The sequence below is a fragment of the Bizionia saleffrena genome (assembly GCF_008086175.1).
GTDB lineage: Bacteria > Bacteroidota > Bacteroidia > Flavobacteriales > Flavobacteriaceae > Bizionia > Bizionia saleffrena.
This window is the reverse complement of the sequence record NZ_VSKM01000005.1, coordinates 161,767-184,722: the sequence shown is the minus strand read 5'-3', so window position 1 is coordinate 184,722 and position 22,956 is coordinate 161,767. Positions and strand designations below refer to the sequence as shown.

21 protein-coding genes and 1 tRNA gene are annotated in these 22,956 nt (G+C 35.7%); 11 read left to right on the top strand and 11 right to left on the bottom strand.

What is annotated here, in order from left to right; translation table 11 throughout:
* Nucleotides 1-280: 280 nt before the first annotated feature.
* A complete protein-coding gene (locus ES676_RS06355) occupies nucleotides 281-1,015 on the top strand; it encodes a LytR/AlgR family response regulator transcription factor (protein WP_148369475.1) in 735 nt (244 codons plus the stop codon).
* Nucleotides 1,015-2,985 (top strand): tetratricopeptide repeat-containing sensor histidine kinase, encoded by a 1,971-nt coding sequence (locus tag ES676_RS06350; RefSeq protein WP_148369473.1) that lies wholly within the window; start codon nucleotides 1,015-1,017, stop codon nucleotides 2,983-2,985. Before ES676_RS06355 ends, ES676_RS06350 begins: the two co-directional genes overlap by 1 nt.
* 7 nt (nucleotides 2,986-2,992) lie before the next feature.
* On the opposite strand, the gene ES676_RS06345 is transcribed toward ES676_RS06350, so the two are convergent.
* Nucleotides 2,993-3,562 (bottom strand): DUF3109 family protein, encoded by a 570-nt coding sequence (locus ES676_RS06345; protein WP_148369471.1) that lies wholly within the window; start codon nucleotides 3,560-3,562, stop codon nucleotides 2,993-2,995.
* Nucleotides 3,563-3,708: 146 nt separating this feature from the next.
* Here ES676_RS06345 and ES676_RS06340 point away from each other — a divergent pair, with 146 nt between their 5' ends.
* The 3 genes from ES676_RS06340 to ES676_RS06330 are packed head-to-tail and all read left to right on the top strand — an operon-like array spanning nucleotide 3,709 to nucleotide 5,099.
* On the top strand, nucleotides 3,709-4,290 hold the full coding sequence (locus tag ES676_RS06340; RefSeq protein WP_148369469.1) for a MarC family protein: 582 nt from the start codon (nucleotides 3,709-3,711) through the stop codon (nucleotides 4,288-4,290).
* Nucleotides 4,291-4,299: 9 nt separating this feature from the next.
* Complete coding sequence (locus tag ES676_RS06335; protein ID WP_148369467.1) at nucleotides 4,300-4,497, top strand: hypothetical protein; 198 nt, start codon at nucleotides 4,300-4,302, stop codon at nucleotides 4,495-4,497.
* A complete protein-coding gene (locus ES676_RS06330) occupies nucleotides 4,497-5,099 on the top strand; it encodes an FAD-dependent oxidoreductase (RefSeq protein WP_215731640.1) in 603 nt (200 codons plus the stop codon). The genes ES676_RS06335 and ES676_RS06330 overlap by 1 nt, the downstream gene beginning before the upstream one ends.
* Before the next feature lie 125 nt (nucleotides 5,100-5,224).
* Here the strand turns inward: ES676_RS06330 and ES676_RS06325 are convergent, their stop codons facing one another.
* The 10 genes from ES676_RS06325 to ES676_RS06275 form a co-directional block, all read right to left on the bottom strand.
* Nucleotides 5,225-6,916, bottom strand: coding sequence for a S41 family peptidase (locus tag ES676_RS06325; RefSeq protein WP_148369463.1), 1,692 nt, complete (start codon nucleotides 6,914-6,916; stop codon nucleotides 5,225-5,227).
* A complete protein-coding gene (locus tag ES676_RS06320; RefSeq protein WP_148369461.1) occupies nucleotides 6,916-7,344 on the bottom strand; it encodes a deoxycytidylate deaminase in 429 nt (142 codons plus the stop codon). The genes ES676_RS06325 and ES676_RS06320 overlap by 1 nt, the downstream gene beginning before the upstream one ends.
* Before the next feature lie 201 nt (nucleotides 7,345-7,545).
* Nucleotides 7,546-8,136: a HupE/UreJ family protein gene (locus tag ES676_RS06315; protein WP_148369459.1), complete on the bottom strand. Its 591-nt coding sequence runs from the start codon at nucleotides 8,134-8,136 to the stop codon at nucleotides 7,546-7,548.
* A gap of 229 nt (nucleotides 8,137-8,365) precedes the next feature.
* Nucleotides 8,366-9,139 (bottom strand): SDR family oxidoreductase, encoded by a 774-nt coding sequence (locus ES676_RS06310; RefSeq protein ID WP_148369458.1) that lies wholly within the window; start codon nucleotides 9,137-9,139, stop codon nucleotides 8,366-8,368.
* 32 nt (nucleotides 9,140-9,171) lie between these two features.
* Complete coding sequence (locus ES676_RS06305; RefSeq protein WP_148369457.1) at nucleotides 9,172-9,918, bottom strand: SDR family NAD(P)-dependent oxidoreductase; 747 nt, start codon at nucleotides 9,916-9,918, stop codon at nucleotides 9,172-9,174.
* A gap of 78 nt (nucleotides 9,919-9,996) precedes the next feature.
* A complete protein-coding gene (locus tag ES676_RS06300; RefSeq protein ID WP_148369456.1) occupies nucleotides 9,997-11,733 on the bottom strand; it encodes an amidohydrolase in 1,737 nt (578 codons plus the stop codon).
* An 83-nt stretch (nucleotides 11,734-11,816) separates the two neighbouring features.
* On the bottom strand, nucleotides 11,817-12,278 hold the full coding sequence (locus ES676_RS06295; RefSeq protein ID WP_148369455.1) for a hypothetical protein: 462 nt from the start codon (nucleotides 12,276-12,278) through the stop codon (nucleotides 11,817-11,819).
* Nucleotides 12,279-12,664: 386 nt separating this feature from the next.
* Nucleotides 12,665-13,303 carry an HdeD family acid-resistance protein gene (locus ES676_RS06290; protein ID WP_148369454.1) on the bottom strand — a complete coding sequence of 213 codons (639 nt, stop codon included), beginning with the start codon at nucleotides 13,301-13,303 and terminating at the stop codon, nucleotides 12,665-12,667.
* Nucleotides 13,304-14,729: 1,426 nt separating this feature from the next.
* The gene (locus ES676_RS06280) at nucleotides 14,730-15,590 is read right to left on the bottom strand and encodes a hypothetical protein (protein ID WP_148369453.1); all 861 of its coding nucleotides are present in this window, start codon (nucleotides 15,588-15,590) and stop codon (nucleotides 14,730-14,732) included.
* A 379-nt stretch (nucleotides 15,591-15,969) separates the two neighbouring features.
* Nucleotides 15,970-16,051, bottom strand: a tRNA-Leu gene (locus ES676_RS06275).
* A gap of 143 nt (nucleotides 16,052-16,194) precedes the next feature.
* On the opposite strand from ES676_RS06275, the gene ES676_RS06270 reads away from it, so the two are divergent.
* The 6 genes from ES676_RS06270 (at nucleotide 16,195) to ES676_RS06245 (ending at nucleotide 22,890) form a co-directional block, all read left to right on the top strand.
* The gene (locus ES676_RS06270; protein WP_148369452.1) at nucleotides 16,195-17,136 is read left to right on the top strand and encodes a ribose-phosphate pyrophosphokinase; all 942 of its coding nucleotides are present in this window, start codon (nucleotides 16,195-16,197) and stop codon (nucleotides 17,134-17,136) included.
* A 58-nt stretch (nucleotides 17,137-17,194) separates the two neighbouring features.
* Nucleotides 17,195-17,827 carry a 50S ribosomal protein L25/general stress protein Ctc gene (locus ES676_RS06265; protein ID WP_148369450.1) on the top strand — a complete coding sequence of 211 codons (633 nt, stop codon included), beginning with the start codon at nucleotides 17,195-17,197 and terminating at the stop codon, nucleotides 17,825-17,827.
* 150 nt (nucleotides 17,828-17,977) lie between these two features.
* Nucleotides 17,978-18,544, top strand: a complete 567-nt coding sequence (gene pth, locus ES676_RS06260; protein ID WP_246130319.1) for an aminoacyl-tRNA hydrolase — start codon at nucleotides 17,978-17,980, stop codon at nucleotides 18,542-18,544.
* A gap of 102 nt (nucleotides 18,545-18,646) precedes the next feature.
* Nucleotides 18,647-20,587: a M43 family zinc metalloprotease gene (locus tag ES676_RS06255; protein WP_148369446.1), complete on the top strand. Its 1,941-nt coding sequence runs from the start codon at nucleotides 18,647-18,649 to the stop codon at nucleotides 20,585-20,587.
* Between the two features lie 82 nt (nucleotides 20,588-20,669).
* Entirely contained in the window at nucleotides 20,670-21,587 is a 918-nt protein-coding gene (locus ES676_RS06250; protein WP_148369444.1) for a bifunctional riboflavin kinase/FAD synthetase, read from the top strand.
* Nucleotides 21,580-22,890, top strand: coding sequence for an HTTM domain-containing protein (locus tag ES676_RS06245; protein ID WP_148369442.1), 1,311 nt, complete (start codon nucleotides 21,580-21,582; stop codon nucleotides 22,888-22,890). The genes ES676_RS06250 and ES676_RS06245 overlap by 8 nt, the downstream gene beginning before the upstream one ends.
* Nucleotides 22,891-22,956 lie beyond the last annotated feature (66 nt).

The window sequence follows — 22,956 nt, the reverse complement described above, 5'->3', positions numbered from 1 at the left end:
GTAAATATAGAGCAAAAACACTAATCGTTATTATTGAATACGTTAGCCTTATCGCAAGGCTTTTTCAGGGGGAAACACGTCTCAAATAATCGCATATTCCCTCCCTATTTTGACACCCATTTGAGGGGTGATTTCCAATATTTGTAATGGGCTTTACAAATTTTAGCGTTTTAAAACGCTGGCGACCGACTAATCATACATTTTTTTTAGCCCATTATACATAAAAACTAAAAGTCTCAATTATTAATTTTATATTTAAGTACAAATATTTTTTAATAAAATGCTGAAAGCAGTTATTGTTGATGACGAACCAAAAGCAATCGAAGGGTTAACTTGGGAACTTAAAAATTATAGCTCCGAAATAGAAATTATAAAAACGTTTTCTATTCCGGAAGAGGCGCTGCTATATCTAAAAACCGTTAAACCAGATTGTCTGTTTTTAGACATACAAATGCCAACGATGGATGGTTTTCAGTTTTTAGAGCACCTCGATTCTAAAAATATTGCCATAATTATTACTTCGGCTTATGACGAATATGGCATTAAAGCTTTAAAAAAGGAGGTTTTAGATTATTTGCTAAAGCCAGTAGATGCCGATGACTTAAAAGAAACCATTGCGAAAATAAGAAAATTTAAAAAGCGAATCTCGACGACCGATAAGATTGAAGATATTCTGATTAATTTCACCACTAATACTAACAAAAAGAAAATAACCATTAATGCCGATGGCAAATTATTATTTATAAATCTAGACGATATTCTTTTTGTCGAGTCCGACGGAAATTACAGCACCCTATTTTTAGCCAACAATCAAAAACTAGTCATAACAAAAAAATTAAAAGAAGTGAATACGCTTCTTCCTGAAGATAGTTTCTTCAGAATACACAATTCCTTTATTGTAAATATGGGTAAGATTAAAGAATACATAAAAACGGAAGGTTACGTGGTTATGGAAAGTAATCATAGAATCCCAGTGGCTAGACAACGCAAATCGGATTTTTTAGAGAAACTGTAATGGCACATAATCGCTTCATCCTTAATTTGTTTAACAAGAGACCCGCTCTTTTTGTCTTCTTTTTTCTTGTCTCATTTAGTGGATTTCCGCAACAGCAATCACAAAATTTTTTAGCGATTGCAGATAGTATTATAACTGTAAATCATAAAACGTATAACGCTTTGGATTATGCGATTTACAAAAACAAATACGACACCCTAAAAATGAAAATGTTCTTAGCCAAAAGTTTAGAAAAAAACTATCCCCAGGGCGAAGTTTACGCTTACATTATGCTGGGAAATCAATACAGAAATAAGTCGTTGTTTAAAACATCTAAAAACTTCTTAAACCAAGCTCTTATCATTTCTAAGCAGAAAGGACTCATAGAGTTCCATATTGTAAGTCTTAACATGCTCGGGGTGGTAGAGCGCCGATTAGATAATATTAAAAGTGCATTGGGATACCACCAAGACGCCCTAAAGCTTGCCGAACAGCAACCCATTAAAACAAAAAGCCTTCAAAAAAGTATTGCCGTATGCCATAACAGTATTGGAAATATTTACCTCAGCTTAAAACAATACGATTTAGCATTAGAAGAATTTAATAGTTCCTTAGAAATTGAAATGGCCACAAATAACAGCCTCGGTTTAGCTATAAATTACCATAATATTGGTGCTATTTACGAAGCCCAAAACAAACTAAATGCAGCCTTAAAAAACTATAAAATCTCATTACAATATAACGAAAAGATAAATTCTAATGTGGGGCGCGTTATTTGCAATACGAGTATTGGCTCTGTCTACGTAAAACAGAACAATCCAGAAGCCGCCCTAAAAATTATAGAACCGACCATTGCTCTAGCCGAAAAAAATCAAGATCAGTTTTATATTGCTTTTACGTATATTACTTTAGGATGGGCTCATAGTAAATTAAACCATTTAGAGCTTGCAGAAACGTGGCTAACAAAAGGACTAAACGTTGCTATTAAATACGAATTAAAATCGTCTATCTCTAGTGCATATTTACACTTGTCAGAATTAAATGAGAAAAAAAACAACTATGAACTGGCTTTAACACATTACAAAAAAGCGATCGAACTCAATAAAAATATTCTCAGTGAAAAGAATGCCCAGTTTGTAAGCTCTTTAAGACTGCACTATGAAACAGAGAAAAAAAACAGCCAAATACAGTCGTTAGCCATAGAGAATGAAATCGTAAAGTTACGATTGGATAAAAATAACAAAATGGGACTTTTATTGCTCTCTGTATTATTACTTCTAGGCGTGGCGTTGTTCTTTCTTTACAGACACCGCGAACTTAAAAGCGAAAAAATGATTTTAACTTTAGAGCAAGATATGCTTAGAAATCAAATGAATCCGCATTTTATATTCAATTCTTTAAACTCGATAAAATTGTATATTATAAATAACGAGAAAGAAAAAGCGATCTATTATTTAACTAAATTCTCTAAGTTTATTCGAAAAATACTGGTCGCTTCTACCGAAAAACAAATCTCTATAGCTGAAGAATTAGAAACGATGAGCCTATATATGAATATTGAAAATATTCGGTTTTCTAACCACATTAAATATACTACCGTAATAGATCCTTCTATAGACATAGATAATGTAAAGCTCCCGTCTCTAGTGCTTCAGCCTTTTTTAGAAAACGCATTATGGCACGGCCTATCACCAAAAAAGGAAGACAAAAGCATTACGGTACATGTTTATAAATCGAAGAAAAAGTTTGTTACTATTTCTATTTCCGATAATGGTATTGGCCGAAAAGCATCGGAGGCCATTAAAGAAAATAAGGTGTTAAAACGAAAATCGTTGGGAATTGAAATCACTAAAAAACGACTTGAAAATTTCTCGAAACGTTACACGCATTCTTACACCATAACTATTGAAGATTTATACGACAACGATGCACCTTCCGGCACAAAAGTAACATTGAACATTCCCACTAAAGCTATAAAAAAGTTACGATAGACTACCGTTAACGATTAAAAGTAGCGGCCACCTTTTCAAGGTCGGCATACCAACTTTCACCATATTTTCTAATAAGCGCATCCTTTACGAATTTATACACCGGTACTTGAAGCTCTTTTCCTAAAGAACAGGCATCGTCGCAAATGCTCCACTTCTCGTAATTAACAGCAGAAAACTCACTATATTCTTTAATTCTAACGGGATATAGATGACACGATACTGGCTTTTTCCAATTCGTTTCACCTTTGTTGTTTGCTTCTTCTAGGGCACATAAAGCGGTGTTCTTTTCATCGAAAATAACATAGGCACAATCGGCACCATCAATAAGTGGAGTTTCAAACTCGCCAGATTCTGTGGTTGTAAAAGTTCCTTGCGCTTCTATAGCGTCAATTCCGACCTGTCTTAAAAAGGGCTTCACTTTTGGATACACATCTTCTAAAATCTGCGTTTCCTCCTTCGTTAAAGGCGCACCTGCGTCTCCATCTACACAACACGCTCCTTTACATGCTGATAAATTACAAACAAAATCATTTTCTATTATAGCTTCCGAAACTATGGTTTTTCCCAACTGGAACATACATTGCAAGTGTTAAATAAGCTGCAAATATAATACTTAATTGAAGGAGTTTAGAGAGAATAAGAAACTCTTTAATTTTATGTTTTTGTAGTATGAAATATAATTTTATTAGATTAATTTTGCGCAAATTTTAAAAGTGACTCAAAATGGGATTAAATTTCAAGGAAATATTTACAGCCTTTATGATATTATTTGCTGTTATAGATATTGTAGGTAATATTCCTATTATTATAGATTTAAGAAAAAAGGTTGGTCATATTCAAAGTGAAAAAGCCTCTATTATAGCTGGTATTATTTTAGTCTCTTTCTTATTTCTAGGAAAAAGTATTTTAAATCTTATCGGTATCGACGTGAGTTCGTTTGCCGTTGCTGGTTCGTTCATCTTATTTTTTATTGCTTTAGAAATGATTCTAGGCATTACCCTATATAAGGATGATGCTTCCAGCCCAATGACCGCTTCTGTATTTCCCTTAGCTTTTCCTTTAATTGCAGGGCCCGGAAGTTTAACCACTTTATTATCTTTACGTGCCGAGTTTAGCATTCAAAATATAATTGTAGCCGTTATTTTAAACGTTATTGTTATTTATATCGTTTTAAAAACGTCTAAGAGAATTGAAAGTATTATTGGCCCCAACGGAATTAGTATTATTAGAAAAGTATTTGGCGTTATTTTATTAGCGATTGCAGTAAAATTATTTGCGCACAACATTAAGGTTCTTTTTGCTTAAATTTACATTATGAAAATTTTTACTTATATTTTATCGGCAATAGCTATTGCATTACTCATTTTTAATGTCACTAAATTAGATTTCGACAGTCTTTTTGAAGGCGAAAGCGTTGTGGCTTTAATTACCATTTTCGCATCGTTATGTGCTTTGGCGTTATTACAAATTTTACGCATTTCTAAAGCTATAGAAAAAAAATCGCGAAAATAATGTTAGACACTTTAATAATTGGCGGTGGTGCTGCGGGATTATCATGTGCTTTAGTTTTGGGCTCTGGATTACAAAAGCCGTTTGCTGAAGACAAAAAAGTAGCCATTATAACACACCAAAAAGCATCGCATTTGCAAAATGCTTTATTTAATAATGTTTTAGGTTTAAAACCCGGAACTACGGGTGCTTCTTTATTATCTGAAGGCAAACAACAACTTGCCGACTTATACCCGGAAGTACAACAGATTGAGGGTGAGAAAGTCATTGAAATAGCCAAAAAAAATGACACTTTTGTGGTGACGACAAATAAAAACACCTATGCTACCAAAATTGTAGTTATTGCAGTTGGTTACACCAATTTAATCACGATTAAAGGTTTAGAGTCTTATATAAAAGCGCATCCTAAGACAGCAATTTCTAAAGACCGCATCTGGCTAGAAAACACAGACCATTTAATGGAAAATGGATTGTACGTTGCAGGGACGTTAGCTGGTTGGAGAAGTCAGTTTGCTATAGCAGCAGGAAGCGGTGCTCATGTAGCCACCGATATTTTAACGCTTTGGAACCAAGGAAAGCACACTAAAATACACGATAAAGTGTAACCATTTAGGATTCCATATATATAAAATTGAAATTGCCACATAACGCAAACCTTATCCCTGTTTAATTCGCATTAAAACAGACCGTTAAACTACCGTAGCAACTGCGATCTTAATATCTTATAATACTAATCATTACTTAACTGGTCGATAATTTGCGCCTCTGTTTGTGTGGGTACGGCATTATTATTCTCTACTTCAGTAGTTTCTATAGGTGTTGCATCTTTTTTGATAACGCCCGCGCTAAGATGTATTATTTTTTCAATCATAATATCGCGCTGGTTAAGCACTTCCTCAAAAGCACCGGTACCATATAACTGTTCGGCGATTGCTGCTTTTATATACTGCTTAATCTCACTTTTATAGGTGACAAAAATAATATTGGTTCGTCCCTTTACTTCTAGGTATTCTTTAAATTCTTCAATCACCGCATCATCTACCTCATGAAAGGTAATAAAATCCTTTCTAGACAGGTTAGCATACGCCTCGCGATCGTGTTCTAAATGCTCGAATGCAAAATTATTAATAAATCCGCGACGGTATAAATATACGATGGTCTCGTTATTCATCGCGCGGTCTATGGGTACAAAAACATCAGGAATAATACCACCACCACCATACACAATATTTCCTTTTGGTGTTGTAAATTTTAAAGAATCGGCGACCTCAATTTTAGAGGCATCAAACAATTCGCCACTTTCAATTCTTGCGTAATAATCGTCAAAATAATCGCTATTGCCTGTATCGTACGCTCGTTGTATAGAACGCCCAGTTGGTGTGTAATATCGCGCTACTGTTAACCGCACCGCACTACCATCGCCCAATTGCATTTCGCGTTGCACTAAACCCTTTCCGTACGAGCGTCGGCCTACAATAACACCTTTGTCATTATCTTGCAAAGCCCCTGCTACAATCTCACTTGCCGAGGCCGAGTTTTCGTCAATAAGCACGTAAACCTTTCCTTTTTCAAACGACCCTCGAGTCGTAGCATAGTTTCTATCAATTTGTCCGCTTTTATTCTTTGTAAATAAAATCAGTGTTTCATCTTCTAGAAATTCATCAATAATTTTTTCAGCAATTCCTAAAAAGCCTCCTGGATTTGCACGTAAATCTAAAGCCAATTCGGTAGCACCAAGCGCTTGGAGTTTATTTAATTCTTTTTTAAATTCTTTATAAGTAGACTCGGCAAACCTATTAATTTTTATGTAGCCCAAACTATCGCCAAGCATATAGGCCGCATCGACACTTTTAATAGGTATGTGCCCGCGTGTAACTGTAAACGCTAAAGGTTTGCTACTACCGCGACGCACCACTTCGAGATTTACTTTAGTATCTATTAAGCCTTTTAGCTTTTTTACCAAATCACCATTGTTTACATCACGACCAAATAACGAATCACCATTAGCCGTAATAATACGGTCTCCCGCCATTAACCCCGCTTTTTCACTAGGCCCATCTTCAATAGTTCTAATTACAGTAATAGTATCGTTGTAGGTATAAAAACTAATGCCGATACCAACAAAATCACCTTTCATATTTTCGGTAACCTCCTGCATTTCATCTTTAGGAATATAAACCGAATGCGGATCTAGATTATCTAAGATCTCATTTACGGTAACATCCACAATGCTATCGGTATTTACATCATCGACATACTCGTAATCAATGTAATCTATAAGTCTATTTAATTTATCTTTTTTACTACTGGACGTAAATAAACGATCGGAAGTATCGGTAAAATTTAATTTACCTCCAATTAAAATACCAACCGCAATAGCAGATCCTAAAATCAGTGGCCAGTATTTTTTTTTCATTTTCATTAGGCTTCTAACTCTTGTATTTGTTGTACTTCGATCCCCGCTTTTTCTAAGAAACGCAAGCCAGAATCGTCTTTATAACCGCCTTGATACACCACTCTCACAATTCCTGCTTGATGAATAAGTTTACTGCATTCTTTGCACGGTGATAACGTAATATATAACGTTGCCCCTTTACACGATTGCGTAGACGACGCCACTTTTAAAATTGCATTAGCCTCGGCGTGCAGCACGTACCATTTGGTATATCCGTCTTCATCTTCGCAAAAATTCTCGAAACCTGTGGGCGTACCGTTAAATCCGTCTGAGATTATCATTCTATCTTTAACAATAACCGCTCCAACTTGTTTGCGCTCGCAGAACGATAACTTCCCCCATTCTTTGGCGATTCTAAGATACGCTTTATCGTACTTTAATTTTTTATGTGGCATAGACTATTTTAAAAGTATTTTGGGCGTATTTTTAGCAGAAAAAGCTAAAAACCAAGCTTTCGGTAGTCGCTTTTTTTAGAAAATAAAAAAGAGCTCCAACAATACCTCAATCTCTTACGCGTAACTATACTACGAAGATAGTAGGTTCGCTATATAATTACCATACAATTAAAAAAGATTTATGAAAAATAATTTAAACAGTTAGCCTAGTAACTCACTGTCAATTAGCATCGGAATCACTAAACCAACCACAATAGAAGATAGCACCATAACCCAATCACGTTTTGAAAACCTAAAAATGGTTTGTATTAGATACCCTATAAACAGGACTAAAAAGACAATAATAATCTGCGCCAATTCAATACCCAACGCAAATTCTAACATAACTAGAAACTTGTTATCCTTTGGACCGATTAGCATTTGCAATTCTCTCGCAAAGCCAAAGCCGTGTACCAAACCAAAAAACAAGGTCGAAAAAAACAAAATACCAACTTTCTCTTTTTGCGCGCCTTTACCTGCTGTAAACACATTAAATAATGCGATAATAAGAATACTTAATGGAATTAAAAATTCGACAATAGGCACCCCTACTCTCACTGCGCCATAAGTCGCCAATAATAGAGACATCGTATGGCCCACTGTAAAAACAGTAACCAGCATAAACACGCGTTTCCAGTCCTTAAACATATACGGAACCGTTAATACGATTAAAAATAATACGTGGTCGTAAGCGTTAATATCCAAAACATGGTTCATACCATATTGCACATTAAACCAAAATTCTTCTAGCATAACAATTCTCTTAATTTGGGTAGGTTTCAAATATACATAAAAAACAAAAACGGCACCTTTATGTTACCGTTTTTGTTCTCTACCTAAAAAAGCTTCCGTTTGTCGCTTCCATTTAAAACAGTTTCGGTGTCGTATTCACTTTCAGAATTTCAGAACACCACAACGCAACGCACTACTTTCAGCCTTACAATTATTACCTTTAAAAGCGGGTCGTCTAATTACGAACGTATTATTCTAAAACCTGCTCTCCACCACCGTTTACAAAAATAGTTTGTCCGCTTACCCACTCAGAAATCGGTGCTGCAAAGTATAACATAGCACCCGCAATATCATCGGTATAACCAAGACGTTTAATTGGCGTATGTTTTAGCATTGTTTTTTCAATTTCTGGAGTCAACACACTTTCTAAAGCAGCCGTTCGTGTTGCCCCAGGACCTACAGCATTAATACGTACTTCCGGACCAAAATCGTGAGCTAGATTAGCCACCGTATGGTTTACCGCAGCCTTAGACCCCGCGTAGCCACTCATATTCGGACTCTTATTTATACTAGACATTGACGTTGTAAACACGATAGAACCGTAACCGTCTTTTTTCATATGCGGCACTGCCAATTGGCATAATCTCCAACCACTAAAAACGTTGAGTTCGTAGTCGCGTTTAATATCATCTACAGATATTTTAGACGGATTTTCTCTTCCACCACCACCACCTCCGGCGTTATTAATTAAAATATGAATACCGCCTAATTCCTTAACCGTTGTCTCTACCAAGTTTACCAACTCTTCATCTTTTAACACATTACAAGATACGGCAATAGCTTTAACACCAAGCGCCTCAATCTCTTTTACCGCTTTCTTAGCATCCTCAAGATTAAAATCGCCTATCGCTATATTAGCGCCATGTTTTGCTAACATTAAAGCGGTTGCTTTTCCTATTCCGTTTGCACCACCGGTAACGATCGCTACTTTTCCTTTTAAATTAAATAAATCTGTTGTCTTCATACTCTTCTTATATTTTTTTATCACCTATTTTATTATCTCAATTTTACGGTTCCACCATCGGCCATTACGGTTTGCCCTGTCATATATTTGCTATCGTTACTCAATAAAAAAGCAACAATAGGTGCAATATCTTCTTGCGGACTACCAAAACGGTGCAAGGGTGTTTTTTTTGCAACCTCTTCGTATTGCTCTGGATGCTCATTTTTCCAGTTCACCACACCTTCTGTTAAAGCTAACGGACACACCACATTTACGCGAATGCCATCTTCTGCCCACTCATTTGCTGCCACGCGACTTAATCCGCGAATGGCTTCTTTCGCTGCTGCATAACTGGCCTGCAGGGGCTGCCCTTCTAAAGCCGCACCAGAACCAAAGTTCACTACCGCTCCTTTAGATTTTACCAACTCTTTATAACTGGCTTTCATAAAATATAGTGAAGCATTAAATCCTGTTCCGAATGATAATGCCCAATCGTCTTCGGTAAGATCCATTAGCTTTTTTTGACGCGATGCGTGGGCATTGTTTACGAGCCCTGTTAATTTTCCAAATTTAGACACAGCTATTCTAACAGCTTCCTTTGCAATCGATTCCTTAGACACATCTCCCTTTAAAAAGACGATGCGTTCTGGATGTGTTTTTTCGATCTCTGCTCCTGCTTCTTCATTTATATCTACTGCAATAACCTTTGCTCCACGCTCTGTTAACACTGTCGTGATAGCACCACCGATTCCTGCGGCACCTCCAGTTACAATAACAACGTGACCTTCTAAATTTTTCATTTTACTCTGTTTTTAATCTTTATTTCTTAATTTTTTTATCGCTCTTCATTCTTAATTTGCCCTTAACGTTCTTACCACTCACTTTTTCTCATAAATAGCAACGCCTTCTTTTATAGTTTCCATAACTAAAATCTCTTTTATAGCCATAGGTTCTACTTTTAGTGGATTTTTATCTAGAATTACAAAATCGGCTAGTTTGCCATTCTCTAGAGTTCCTTTTAAATGCTCGTCGAACAACTCATAAGCAGCATTCGTGGTGATCGCTTGTAAGGCATTGTACGGTGCTATGCGTTCGTTTTCACCTATAATTACTCCAGATCGCGACAAGCGATTTACCGCTGTCCAAATAGTAAATATGGGATCTATTGGCGTTACAGTAGCATCAGTATGATTTGTTGGTTTCAAGCCTAATTGTAATGCTGTTGCCATAGGACTTAAAAAATTAGCGCGTTCTTTTCCTAAATTCTCCGTATGAACATCGCCCCAAAAATAAGCATGATTGGTAAAAAATGACGGTTCCATATTGTACTTTACAAAGGCTTCCAACTGGTCTTTTCTAGAAAACTGCGCGTGAATCACGATTGTTCTTCGGTCTTTATCTAAGGGCTCATTTAGTGTTTTGCACGCCTTTTCATGCGCTGCGATTACCATATCTACAGTAGCATCACCATTACAATGAATAAACAATTGATTCTTGTTGTTATAAGCGGTTACAAACAAAGTATTTAAGGCATCTTGCGTTAAACTTGGTAACCCGCGACAATTATGATAACATCCAGGCACTTCGGTTAAATAAGGTTTAGAAAAATAGGCTGTTTTACCTTGTGGTGAACCATCTGCAACAATTTTTGTTCCCTGTACTTTAAATCCGTTTTTGTAGGTTTTAAAGTGAAGAGTTGAATCTTGAATATTACTATCTAACTCTGAATATCCGGCCAAAGCAATTAAATCGATATCCAATTTCCCGCCATCGGCTTGCGACTGAAAAAAGGCAATGGTGTTTCTGTCGGTCATTCCGTCTTGAGCCGTTGTAATACCGTTAGAGGCATAATAGTGTTGCGTGGTATCGAAAAACTCCGCTTGCTTGTTAGACAACTCTTCAAGCATATGTCTTACAAAAGGATACATTGCCGTTTCTTGAACCAAACCTGACGGCACTTTTGAATTAGGAAAACGAACGATTGACCCTCCATTCGGACTTTTAGAACTGGCCGAAACATCCATTTCACTTAACCCCATAGAATTTGCAACGCCCATATGCCCACTTGTATGCTGTAAATACACAGGATTATTGAGTAAGGCTTTGTCGATGTCATTTTTATTAGGGTGACGTTTTTCGGCTAACTGCCCATCATCGTAACCCCAACCGAAAATCCATTCGCCATCGGCGATGTTATTTTCTTTTTTATACGTTTTTAAAGCGTCTATTATATCCTTTATGTTTTTAATTTCTCCAACCGGTTCCGGATTTAAATCGACTTGACCCATTGTGTTCGATACCATACCGAAATGACTGTGCGGATCTACAAAACCGGGCAGTAGTGTGCGCCCCTTCAAATCGACGTATTTGGCATTTTCATAACTTTTTTCTGCGTCAGCTTTACTGCCTACAAATACAATTTTTCCATTGTGTTCCACAATAGCTTCCGCATAACGAGGTGTTTCCGAAGCCATCGTTAAAATATCTCCGTTGAAAAATAATTGTGCCTTTTCTTCGGTCGCTTGCGCTTCCCTCTCTATCTTGATTGTGGTTGAATTGTCTTTGCAACCGTAAAAAGTAAGTGTTAGTAATAAGAGATAGAATATGTGTTTCATTGGTTTGTTTTTTAATAGTATAATATATCATTTTTAAGGTTTTTAAACTAAAAACCGAGAGTATAGCATTACTTTTACATAGATTACGCCTTAATTTTAGGAATGATAACACATTCTTTTAGCGTTAAATAGTTAACGATAGCCGAGACAATACCTGCTATTATACCAATAATGATTAAAGCTGAGATTAAAGAAACCGCAACGGTTCCCATATATTTTTGCCATAACACAGATAAAGAAGTAACTACTCCAAACGTAAAAAAGCCGTGCTTAATGGTCAGCCAAAACGCCGTTGGGAAGAACGGTGCTTTTTCTCCTTTTATACCAAAGTAAGCCACTACGGTTAAAATCATAGATAAAGTAATCGCTAAAGTTACGGCTGTACCTAAAACCGTTAGCGCGTTGTTGGTTATAGAATCTACAGAAACGAGAATCACCTCTTCATCTTTTAAGAAAAAATACTGAATACCGCCATTAATTAGTGCGTTAATTACACCTGTAATTAACGCGGCTTTAAGTAAATCGGGGTGGTTGGGAGTGCTCATATTTTGATTTTTAAGACTAGTTTATAACGGGTTTGTTATGAATTTAACACGCTATAAATTAATAAAAATAACGCCTTCCATTGCAAGTCCATTGGGAATACATTCTAAGAAGACAACCGTAATATTTTACCTTAGAACTCTATTAAACACGACTCCTAAAAGCGTCATATATGCGTTTAGCGAGCCCTTTACCGCTAATGAGCTCTCAGCCTAAGGATTTATTACAAACTATTATTATTGGCGGCAAGCCTACACTGTTTTTAAGTTAATTGGCTAACAAAATAGTTACCTAATCATCACCCAATGACGCTTTCTGCCTAAAAAGATACAGAATCTATTTAATATTTTAAAAATTAGTCTAAAAATTTATTTAAACGTATAAACTATTAGTCGTCCCATTCAGCGCGAATATCTTGAGCTAAAACGTCGTAACGTTGCTGTAATTCGGTAGATAATTCCTTAGACGATTGGTGTAATTTTCTTAGCTGGAACGCTAAAAACACACTAAACAATCCGGCGGTTAAAAAACTTAATGCGACTAACATAACTACGCTTAATCCTGCGAATACGGGATTCCATATTAGCACGAACGAGAAAATAGCCCCTAAAACACCCAGTATTAAGAGACCTCCCCAGTTTTTACTTCCGTACTTTTTAATATCCATTGCAAAGCCAATTGCCGAAATGGAACGAAATAATAGTACAAAACCAATATAGAAGGCGAGCGTTGCTATAGATAACCCTGGGTTCGAAAGCAAAAGAACCCCTACAACGAAGGTTACAATCCCGAACGCTAATGTCCAACCCCAATTATCTAAGCGCTTTCTGTTAATTATAGAAAATACGGCTTCTGAAAGTCCGCCAAAGACAAAGGACAACGCAAATAAAATAGAAAGTGTTATTAACGACCCTAATGGAGAGGTAAAAGCGACAATGCTTACGACTATAAAGAAAACACCCACGAGTAAAGGAATATACCACTGTTTAATAACCTCGTTTACCGATTTTAAAAATAATGTTTGCATAATTATAAATTTTTAAGTGGTGGTTAAAATGATTTAATTTTATGATGCTGCACCATCATATCACAAATATAGCAATTTGTTCGAAATGTTACGAACTAAATGAATTAAAATATTGTTAAATCACAAAAACTCCAAAGCGACAAATTATTAACGTGTTAAGACGCATTACGAAAAAGGTCTTGTTGATAGCTCTATACAAGTTGTGAAGTTTATATTTTTACTGTAATAAAATCTGCTAATTACTAACTTCGGTATATTATATATCACTTAAAGAGTGAGCCTTTAAAATTTGAACCTAAAACATTCTCTCCTTTAAAACCAGATAGCTTTTTTAGTAAATTTTGACAGCAGAGAATTATAGAACACTTTCAGTTTATCAAATTTAGAGTGCTCGTTACAAGAAATAAACGTCCTGCGGTTTTACTAAAAAGAAGGCCTCTACAAACCTTAAATCTTCAAAAAAGAAGCCCCCTATATAACTAGAGTTAAAAGGGGAGGGGTTATAAAATCAAGGGTGATAACCTTTTGGCGACCTATGCCTATGTGTAGCGCAGTGTTAGTACATTAAAACATATTCTCATTAGTTTTAGCACCTTTTAAAACAGACCAAAGACAGTAAGAAATTGACACTCTTAATGAATCATTACATTTTAACAATTATAAATTCTGATCTTCTATTCATTTGATGTTCTGTTTCTGAACACGGCACGCCATTTGAACATTTATTAATGAGTTGCGTCTCTCCAAAAACTTGAGCGCTCTCACTTATTTCTATAGAAATACCTTGACTTATTAACCTCTGGTACCTTTTGCTCTTCTTTCCGTCAACGGTAAGTTATAACTATCTGAGAATATATAATCTATATAACACAAAAATGATTCGAAACAAACATTGCATTTCTAAAGATTAACTATCTTGTTTCAATGGCAGTACTTATAGTTGTAAATATATTTCTACTTGGGTAGATGAAAAGAAAACACTTAAGTATCACTTAAGATAATTGGAGATTATAACCCGTTGTAATTTACATATAATTGACCTCTTTTAGCTCAATATACTGTTATAGGCAAATCTCTAAAACCCGATCATTACTAAATTACAGACTCTATTGACCGTATATGGATAGCGCATAAAAAAAGAATTGCTCAAGCTTTAATTGTTCTTCAATTTTATTTAAGCTCATTATTTTGAAACCATTGAAACCATTGAAACCATTTTAAACGCTTCAGCTAGACTACAAAACACAATACAGCAAGTCTAGCTATCAAACTTATTTTTATCTGTTTATTTTAAATTTTACTCAGGCCTATTGCTGTATGCTTAACACCGTTTTTAAACTTTCTTTTTACGCAAACCATACTAAAATTCACCTTCTCAAGACACTGAAACACCTGTGAGGATGTCTAAAGATTGCAGCCGATTATTTTAATTTCCTAGATAAATAAAAGTGTTTACACTCAAACTTTTTGGTGTAACATTAAGAGCCACATTACCACCACCACTATTAATGCTAATAGCATGAGAATGGTCTGTTTCTGTATACGTCGAGGTCATTTCATTTGGGTCATCGTCATAACCATTTGTTATTTTTGAGCTAAACAAACCACTAGAACCCCTAGTTTTTGTGATAGTTACAGAATTATAACCAGATTCCCCAGGAAAATTCTGAACCTTACTTAACCATTGATCCCCTGTACTCGTAAGATTTGTATCCCCCTTAAATTCTATATCCGGCAAATTAGCTTGTGAAATTGTTTTATGGTTACTACTTGTTACACTGCCTAACGGATTATTATTTTGAACTAAAAAGGCATCGTTTGCGTTTGGCAAATTACCAGTAAATCCCAACGCAATTGCTTGCATTTCTTGTGTTATAGATAGCGATGAAATAGTTCTTCCGTTTAGGTGAATCCATCCGCTGTGGTCGGTGTTTTTAAGACTTTGCTTTATGTCTCCAAATTCATTATCATAAATTATTCTATGCCAAGCGCTTCCATCAAAATAAAAATAACCCACCGCGGTAACATTTACTGTTTGGGTATTATTTTCGCCACTTAAATCGGTTATGTAAATTATTGCTCCCGTCTGGCTAGCCGTGTAGCCCGTTTTACTGATAAGTTCTGACCGTAATAATCGTGGCGGCAATAGCCCATCAGTTATTGCCGTTTTAGAAGGACTTCCATGAATATCTAATGTCGCTTTTGGATGTATCGTTCCAATACCAACTTGAGCAAATAAGCCTGCAAAGGTAAAAAGCAAACCTAATAATACCATTTTTTTTCTCATTGTTATGTACTTAAACACATCTTACTCTGTGAGGTTAGTGATTAATTTATTAGCCCACTAATATAAGAAAACATTATATAATAAAACCAAGGAAAACCGTGAAATACTATTTTTAAAAAAAAAATAGTAACTCGACATATATTAAATTTAAAGATTGAACATTTCGCTGAGTGCTTGCCTAGAAGGCTGATGTTAAATAAGCTGTAGTTAGATAGGCGCGTTAAAGGGCAACGAAACACCAGGTATAGGTTAAAAGTACACCGGTTACTGTTATCTTAATAAAACATAAACCGACAATTTTTTCGGGATAACAACAGATCATTACCGCGTAAAAAAAACCGTAATAATTTGAAAATAAAATTATTACGGTTTTATAATGTACTCAAGATGGGAATCGAACCCACACTTCTTTCGAAATCGGATTTTGAATCCGACGCGTCTACCAATTCCGCCACTTGAGCTAATGGAGCCACAAAAATAAATATTTTTTATTTAAATCTCTTAAAAATCGCAGCTATTATGCGTTTTAGTACAAAAAAAATCATAAATTTGCACCTCATTAAAAACCATACAGTCTTACACACTGTTAAACAACACATTAGCAATGCCAAACACAAAGCCAGACGCGAAGATTTTTTCGATAACGCAAAGTAAACATTTAGCCGAAAAAATTGCAGCTGCTTATGGCGTTAGCCTAGGAAAAGTAATCACTTCAACATACAGCGATGGAGAGTTTCAACCGTCTTATGAAGAATCGATTCGTGGAACGCGTATTTTTATTATCGGGTCTACTAATCCTAGCTCAGAAAACTTAATGGAAATGTTGTTAATGATTGATGCTGCCAAACGCGCTTCGGCACGCCACATTACCGCTGTTCTTCCTTATTTTGGTTGGGCAAGACAAGACAGAAAAGACAAACCTAGAGTGCCTATCGCTGCAAAATTAGTAGCGAAAATGCTGGAAACAGCTGGAGCGACTAGAATTATTACAATGGACTTACACGCCGATCAAATTCAAGGATTTTTTGAAAAGCCTGTAGATCATTTATTTGCTTCAACGGTATTTTTACCGTACCTAAAAAGTTTAAACCTAGACAATTTAACGATCGCTTCACCAGATATGGGCGGTTCTAAAAGAGCCTATGCCTATTCTAAAGCTCTAGAAAGCGATGTGGTTATTTGTTATAAGCAAAGAACTAAAGCTAATGTAATTTCTCATATGGAATTAATTGGGGATGTTACTGGTAAAAACGTGGTATTGGTAGACGATATGGTAGATACTGCAGGAACCTTAACTAAAGCAGCCGATTTAATGATGGAGCGTGGCGCACTTAGTGTAAGAGCTATTTGTACACATCCTATTTTATCGGGTAGTGCTTACGAGCGTATTGAAAACTCTAAACTTGAAGAATTAATCGTAACTGATTCTATTCCTTTAAAACAAGAAAGTAAGAAAATTAAAGTAATTAGCTGTGCAAATCTATTTGCTGATGTTATGCAAAACGTACACTATAATAGATCGATAAGCTCAAATTTTTTGATGTAACAGCACCACTTACATCAACTTGACACCGAATAATAAATATTAACTATAAATAAAAACAATGAAATCAATTACAATTAACGGATCTCCAAGAGAAAGCGTAGGTAAAAAAGTAACAAAAGCCTTACGTAATGCTGGTCAGGTTCCTTGCGTATTATACGGAGGAGACAAAACAGTTCATTTCTCAGCAGCTGAATTAGCATTCTCTAAATTGGTGTACACACCTTATGCGCATACAGTTGTAATAGAAATAGAAGGTGGTTCTAGCTTTAATGCTGTTCTACAAGACATTCAATTTCACCCTGTAACAGACAGAATTTTACACATAGATTTCTATCAAGTATTTGAAGATAAAGAGATCACTATGACTATTCCTGTACGCTTTACTGGTAACCCAAGAGGTGTAAAAAACGGTGGTGTTTTTCGTAAAAGCAAACGTAGCTTAAGAGTAAAAGCCTTACCTGGAAACTTACCAGATTTCTTAGAAGCTAATACTACTGAACTTAAAATCGGACATAAATTATACGTTACATCTTTAGAAAATGAAGATTTCACCCTAATGCACCCAGAAAACACGGTGGTATGCTTTGTAATGCGCTCTAGAGCAGCAGTTTCAGAGGATGATGAAGATGTAGAAGCTGAAGATGAGGACGACGACGCAACAGCAACTCCAGCAGCTGAAGGTCAAGAATAAGCCATCAACTCTTAATTTTATTAAAAGCATTCTGTTAATTCAGGATGCTTTTTTATTTTTACACCAAACTAATCATCTTCTATGCTTACTTACATTTCGACTCTTTTTAAAACTAAGAAATCTAAACCTCTGGTAGAAGAACAAGATCCTATGAAAAAATTTCTTATTGTGGGCCTAGGAAACATTGGTCCTAAATACCATCACACCCGACATAACATTGGCTTTAAAATACTAGATGCTTTTGCTAAACAGGAAGCGCTTACTTTTACCACTCAGCGTCTGGGAGACCTTACTACCTATAAATTAAAAGGACGGACGTTTATTTTATTAAAACCCAGTACGTTTATGAATTTAAGCGGAAAAGCTATTCATTACTGGTTAGAAAAAGAAAAAATTCCGTTAGAAAATCTATTGGTAATTACCGACGATTTAAACCTTCCTTTTGGTAGCATACGTATTAAAACTAAAGGTAGCGATGGCGGACACAACGGACTTAAAGACACGCAGCACACTTTAAACACTACTAGTTATAACCGTTTTAGATTTGGTATTAGCGATGCGTTTTCTAAAGGAAGACAAATCGATTATGTATTAGGAGAATGGACCGATGAAGAAAATACCAAACTAGAAGAACGATTAGAAAAATCAATTGAAATTATAAAGTCTTTTGGTCTCGCAGGCATCAATAATACAATGAACGCCTTTAATAAAAAGTAACAAAAACGCTATATAACATATAAAAAAAAGAGGTAACACTGATTTATTATTCGTATTTTTACGAAAAATTTAATATATTAACATATTCAATAAATTGATATTATGAAGAAAACTACCCTCACTTTCTTTCTTTTCTGTGTATTCTGTTTGCCCTTATTAGTCTTTTCACAAGAGAAAGCGTCCACCGTTGTCGAAAAATGCGCAACCGATAAATTTAACGCACAACAACTTGCACAGTTCCCTAATATGATGGGAAGCCCAGCATTTGAAGCTATGGTGCAAGAACGCATTAATAATACAGACTTTAGCAAAACGTCAATGGCTGTGGTCACTATTCCTTTAGTGGTTCACGTACTTCACAATGGAGAAGCTGAAGGTGTTGGCGCTAATATTTCCGACGCACAAGTACTTTCTCAAATTACGGTAATGAATCAAGATTTTCGACGTATGGCCGGTACACCTGGTTATAATACAAATGCTGTTGGTGCCGATGTAGAAGTCGAATTCGAATTAGCAAAACAAACGGAAGACGGTTGCCCAACAGACGGAATAAACCGTGTTAATATTTGTCAAGATGGTGTTTCTAGCTTTGCCGAAATGGACAGCTATAAAACGCAAACCATTTGGGATTCTTCACGCTATATGAATATGTGGTCTTCAAAATACGTGGGGGCTTTAGGCGGCATTCTAGGTTTTGCTCAGTTTCCAGGCGGAAACCCAACTACAGATGGTGTTAGTGCCAACTATACTACTTTTGGAAGTTCAGATTACGATACTAATAACGATTTTGCATTGAATGCGCCTTACGATAAAGGCCGTACCATGACGCACGAAGTAGGGCATTACTTAGGTCTTTACCACACGTTTCAAGGTGGCTGTAATGGTGTAGGAGACGAAGTATCTGATACACCTCCTGTAGCGGCGCCAAATTATGGCTGTCCTACAGGAATCGATTCTTGTAATAACGGTACTTTAGATATGGTTGAAAATTATATGGATTACACAGACGATTTATGTATGAATATTTACACTATTGATCAAAAAGCAAGAGTAACAGCAGTGATTACTGGTCCAAGATCTGGATTAGTAGCAGGAACCAACAATGCCTTAACAGTACCTTCTCCAGTCACTAACGATGCAAGTGCTACAATAGAAAACTTAAATGTTAATTCATGTGGTGCAGACTTTACTCCAGAAGTTAGAGTGTACAACTATGGTACTACTACAATGACTTCTGCAACCTTAACTTACGATGTAGATGTTGCAGGAACGCAGGTTTACAACTGGACAGGATCGTTAGCGGAAGGACAATCGGAAGTTGTGACTTTACCAACGGTAACAAGTACTGGAGGAGAGCATACGTTTAACACTGTTATTTCAAATCCTAACGGAGCAACAGATGCACGTGCGTGTAACGATGTTTCGGAAGCGTGTTTAACACTTACTTCTATTGTAGATGCTATTACTGTAGAACTTACAATAGTCCCAGATAATTACGGAAGTGAAACAACCTGGTCGCTTACAGACGGATCTAATAACGTAGTTTATAGCGGTGGTCCATACGCAGATAATGACTCTACACCTATTGTTGAAACATTTAACGTTAACAATGAGTGCTACACTTTTGTCATTTATGATCAATATAATGATGGTATATGTTGTAACTATGGTAATGGTTCTTACGAATTAAAAACAGATGCGGCTTCTGGAGGAGCAATTATTTTTACTGGTGGTTCTTTTGCGAGTTCAGAAACTACTAAATTTTCTGTTAACTCATTAAGTACAGACGACTTTGCTAAAAGCAACACTATTAGCCTTTACCCTAACCCAACACAAAATGTTTTAAACATTAAAGTAGCAAATACAAATGCATTACCTGATGGTTTTAAAATCTATAATATGTTAGGTCAATTAGTAAAAGAAGCAACTATTAACAGTATTAACGATTTAAAGGTAAATACTGCTTCTTATAGTAACGGTATGTACTTTATAAAAATTAATAAAGACAATAATTCTGTGACTTTGCCTTTTATAAAAAAGTAATTTCATAATTTATATATAATAAAAAGCCAATTGAAGTAAATTCAATTGGCTTTTTATATTTTTGTAATTAAATGTTATACGTTTGGAAGCTTTAAAAACACTAAAAAATAATACCGTTATCACCATTGGCACTTTTGATGGTGTACATATCGGGCATCAGAAAATTTTACAGCGCCTTTTAAAAATAGGTGGTATTAAAAATTTAGAGCCTACCGTATTAACCTTTTTTCCGCATCCTAGAATGGTATTGCAAAAAGATGCCGGACTAAAACTTATTAATTCTATTTCCGAAAAAACCGCGATCTTAAAACAATTTGGTATTAGCAGATTAGTGGTTAAAGAATTCACTAAAGAGTTCTCTAGATTAACAGCGGAAGACTTTGTAGAAAAAATTCTAGTGAAAGAATTAAAAGCCAAACATATTATAATAGGATACGATCATCATTTTGGAAGAAACAGAACCGCCGACATTAACGATTTAAAAGCGTTTGGTAAGATTTATGGTTTTGAAGTGGAAGAAATTACTAAACAAGACATAAACGATGTCGCTGTTAGCTCTACCAAAATAAGAAAAGCGTTACTAGATGGCGCTATTACTATGGCGAACACTTATTTAGGTTATAATTTTTTTCTTACCGGAACCGTGGTTATAGGTAAAGGGTTAGGTCGCACCATTAATTATCCCACAGCAAATTTAGAGGTATTAGAAAATTATAAACTCATCCCTAAAAAAGGGGTCTATATTGTACAAAGCACCATTAATTCGGAAACCGTTTTTGGAATGATGAATATTGGCAACAACCCTACCGTAAATGGCGACAAGCAAACTATAGAGGTTCATTTTTTAGATTTAGATGAATCGCTGTACGGTGCGCATTTAAAAGTAGAACTCTTACACCGATTACGAGACGAAATTAAATTCAATTCAGTGGAAGATTTAAAAGAACAATTACACCGCGACAAACAACACACACTAGACTTTATAGCCAAAAATGCTTAACGCTTTTCTTTTTAAATATATAGATAATTCGGCATTAGTTGTTTTCCGAATTATTTTTGGTTTACTCGTTTTCTTAGAATCTGTCGGTTCTATTTTTACCGGTTGGATAACCCGTACATTGGTAGAACCTGAGTTCACCTTTTCGTTTATAGGTTTCGAATGGCTACAACCTTTACCAGGAAACTGGATGTATGTGTATTATCTTGTAATGGGTCTTTTAGGCCTGTTAATAATGGTAGGCTATAAATACCGAATGAGCATGATAAGCTTTACATTGCTTTGGTGTGGGGTGTATTTTATGCAAAAATCGTCTTACAATAACCACTACTATTTGCTTATTTTATTGAGTGCTATAATGTGTACACTACCAGCAAATAGATATGCCTCTATAGATGTGAAATTAAATCCTAGTTTAAAACAACTCGCGATGCCAAGTTGGTGTAAATGGGTCTTTGTTTTACAATTACTTATTCTCTACACCTACGCCGCTATTGCAAAACTGTATCCGGATTGGTTAGATTTAACATTGCCAACCCTTTTAATGGAAGGCAAGAAAAACTACCCCATTATTGGCGCTTACTTACAACACGACTTTGTACCGTACTTAATAGCTTATGGCGGTATTTTATTCGACGGTTTAATTATACCTTTATTGCTCTTTAAAAAGACTAGAAAATATGCGTTTTTTGCGTCTATATTCTTTCACTTATTCAATTCTATAGTTTTTCAGGTTGGTGTGTTTCCGTATTTATCGCTAGCCTTTTCATTGTTCTTTTTCGAACCCGAAGTGGTGCGCCGCCTATTTCTTAAAAAGAAACCTGCGTATACTAAAGCCGAAATTATAGTACCTCATTACAAACCCATTCTGCTTGCCATTGGTAGTGTTTATTTTGTAGTCCAGGTGCTATTACCCATTAGACATCACTTTATTCAAGACGATGTCCTCTGGACAGAAGAAGGCCACAGAATGTCGTGGCGTATGATGCTAAGAAGTAAAAGCGGAATGACCAGCTACAGAGTGATTGATAAAAAAACAGGGGAAACAACCGCAATACATCTAAGCGATTATTTAACGGCAAAACAAACCCGATTAGCGAGTAGTAAACCGGATGCTATATGGCAGTTTTCTCAACATTTAAAAGAAGACTTTAAAGCCAAAGGCCAAGACGTTTCTGTGTTTGTTGACTGCAAAGTGAGCGTAAACAGAAAACCATACCAAACGTTAATAAACCCAGCTATAGATATGGGAAGCGTAAAATGGCACTGGTTTAAGCATAACGAATGGCTTTTGCCATCAAAATAGGCGGATAAAATATTTTTCGGCATCTAAAAACGTATTACTTTTACGTTTTAGAATTGTTACTATAAT

Bases quoted from the DNA above. Each gene is read 5' to 3' on its own strand.
- ES676_RS06325 (WP_148369463.1), bottom strand. From the start codon at position 6,916: ATGAAAATGAAAAAAAAATACTGGCCACTGATTTTAGGATCTGCTATT.
- ES676_RS06270 (WP_148369452.1), top strand. From the start codon at position 16,195: ATGCCAAACACAAAGCCAGACGCGAAGATTTTTTCGATAACGCAAAGT.
- ES676_RS06290 (WP_148369454.1), bottom strand. From the start codon at position 13,303: ATGCAAACATTATTTTTAAAATCGGTAAACGAGGTTATTAAACAGTGG.
- ES676_RS06245 (WP_148369442.1), top strand. From the start codon at position 21,580: ATGCTTAACGCTTTTCTTTTTAAATATATAGATAATTCGGCATTAGTT.
- ES676_RS06345 (WP_148369471.1), bottom strand. From the start codon at position 3,562: ATGTTCCAGTTGGGAAAAACCATAGTTTCGGAAGCTATAATAGAAAAT.
- ES676_RS06305 (WP_148369457.1), bottom strand. From the start codon at position 9,918: ATGAAAAATTTAGAAGGTCACGTTGTTATTGTAACTGGAGGTGCCGCA.
- pth (WP_246130319.1), top strand. From the start codon at position 17,978: ATGAAAAAATTTCTTATTGTGGGCCTAGGAAACATTGGTCCTAAATAC.
- ES676_RS06300 (WP_148369456.1), bottom strand. From the start codon at position 11,733: ATGAAACACATATTCTATCTCTTATTACTAACACTTACTTTTTACGGT.
- ES676_RS06315 (WP_148369459.1), bottom strand. From the start codon at position 8,136: ATGCTAGAAGAATTTTGGTTTAATGTGCAATATGGTATGAACCATGTT.
- ES676_RS06255 (WP_148369446.1), top strand. From the start codon at position 18,647: ATGAAGAAAACTACCCTCACTTTCTTTCTTTTCTGTGTATTCTGTTTG.
- ES676_RS06295 (WP_148369455.1), bottom strand. From the start codon at position 12,278: ATGAGCACTCCCAACCACCCCGATTTACTTAAAGCCGCGTTAATTACA.
- ES676_RS06335 (WP_148369467.1), top strand. From the start codon at position 4,300: ATGAAAATTTTTACTTATATTTTATCGGCAATAGCTATTGCATTACTC.
- ES676_RS06340 (WP_148369469.1), top strand. From the start codon at position 3,709: ATGGGATTAAATTTCAAGGAAATATTTACAGCCTTTATGATATTATTT.
- ES676_RS06280 (WP_148369453.1), bottom strand. From the start codon at position 15,590: ATGAGAAAAAAAATGGTATTATTAGGTTTGCTTTTTACCTTTGCAGGC.
- ES676_RS06265 (WP_148369450.1), top strand. From the start codon at position 17,195: ATGAAATCAATTACAATTAACGGATCTCCAAGAGAAAGCGTAGGTAAA.
- ES676_RS06330 (WP_215731640.1), top strand. From the start codon at position 4,497: ATGTTAGACACTTTAATAATTGGCGGTGGTGCTGCGGGATTATCATGT.
- ES676_RS06310 (WP_148369458.1), bottom strand. From the start codon at position 9,139: ATGAAGACAACAGATTTATTTAATTTAAAAGGAAAAGTAGCGATCGTT.
- ES676_RS06350 (WP_148369473.1), top strand. From the start codon at position 1,015: ATGGCACATAATCGCTTCATCCTTAATTTGTTTAACAAGAGACCCGCT.
- ES676_RS06355 (WP_148369475.1), top strand. From the start codon at position 281: ATGCTGAAAGCAGTTATTGTTGATGACGAACCAAAAGCAATCGAAGGG.
- ES676_RS06320 (WP_148369461.1), bottom strand. From the start codon at position 7,344: ATGCCACATAAAAAATTAAAGTACGATAAAGCGTATCTTAGAATCGCC.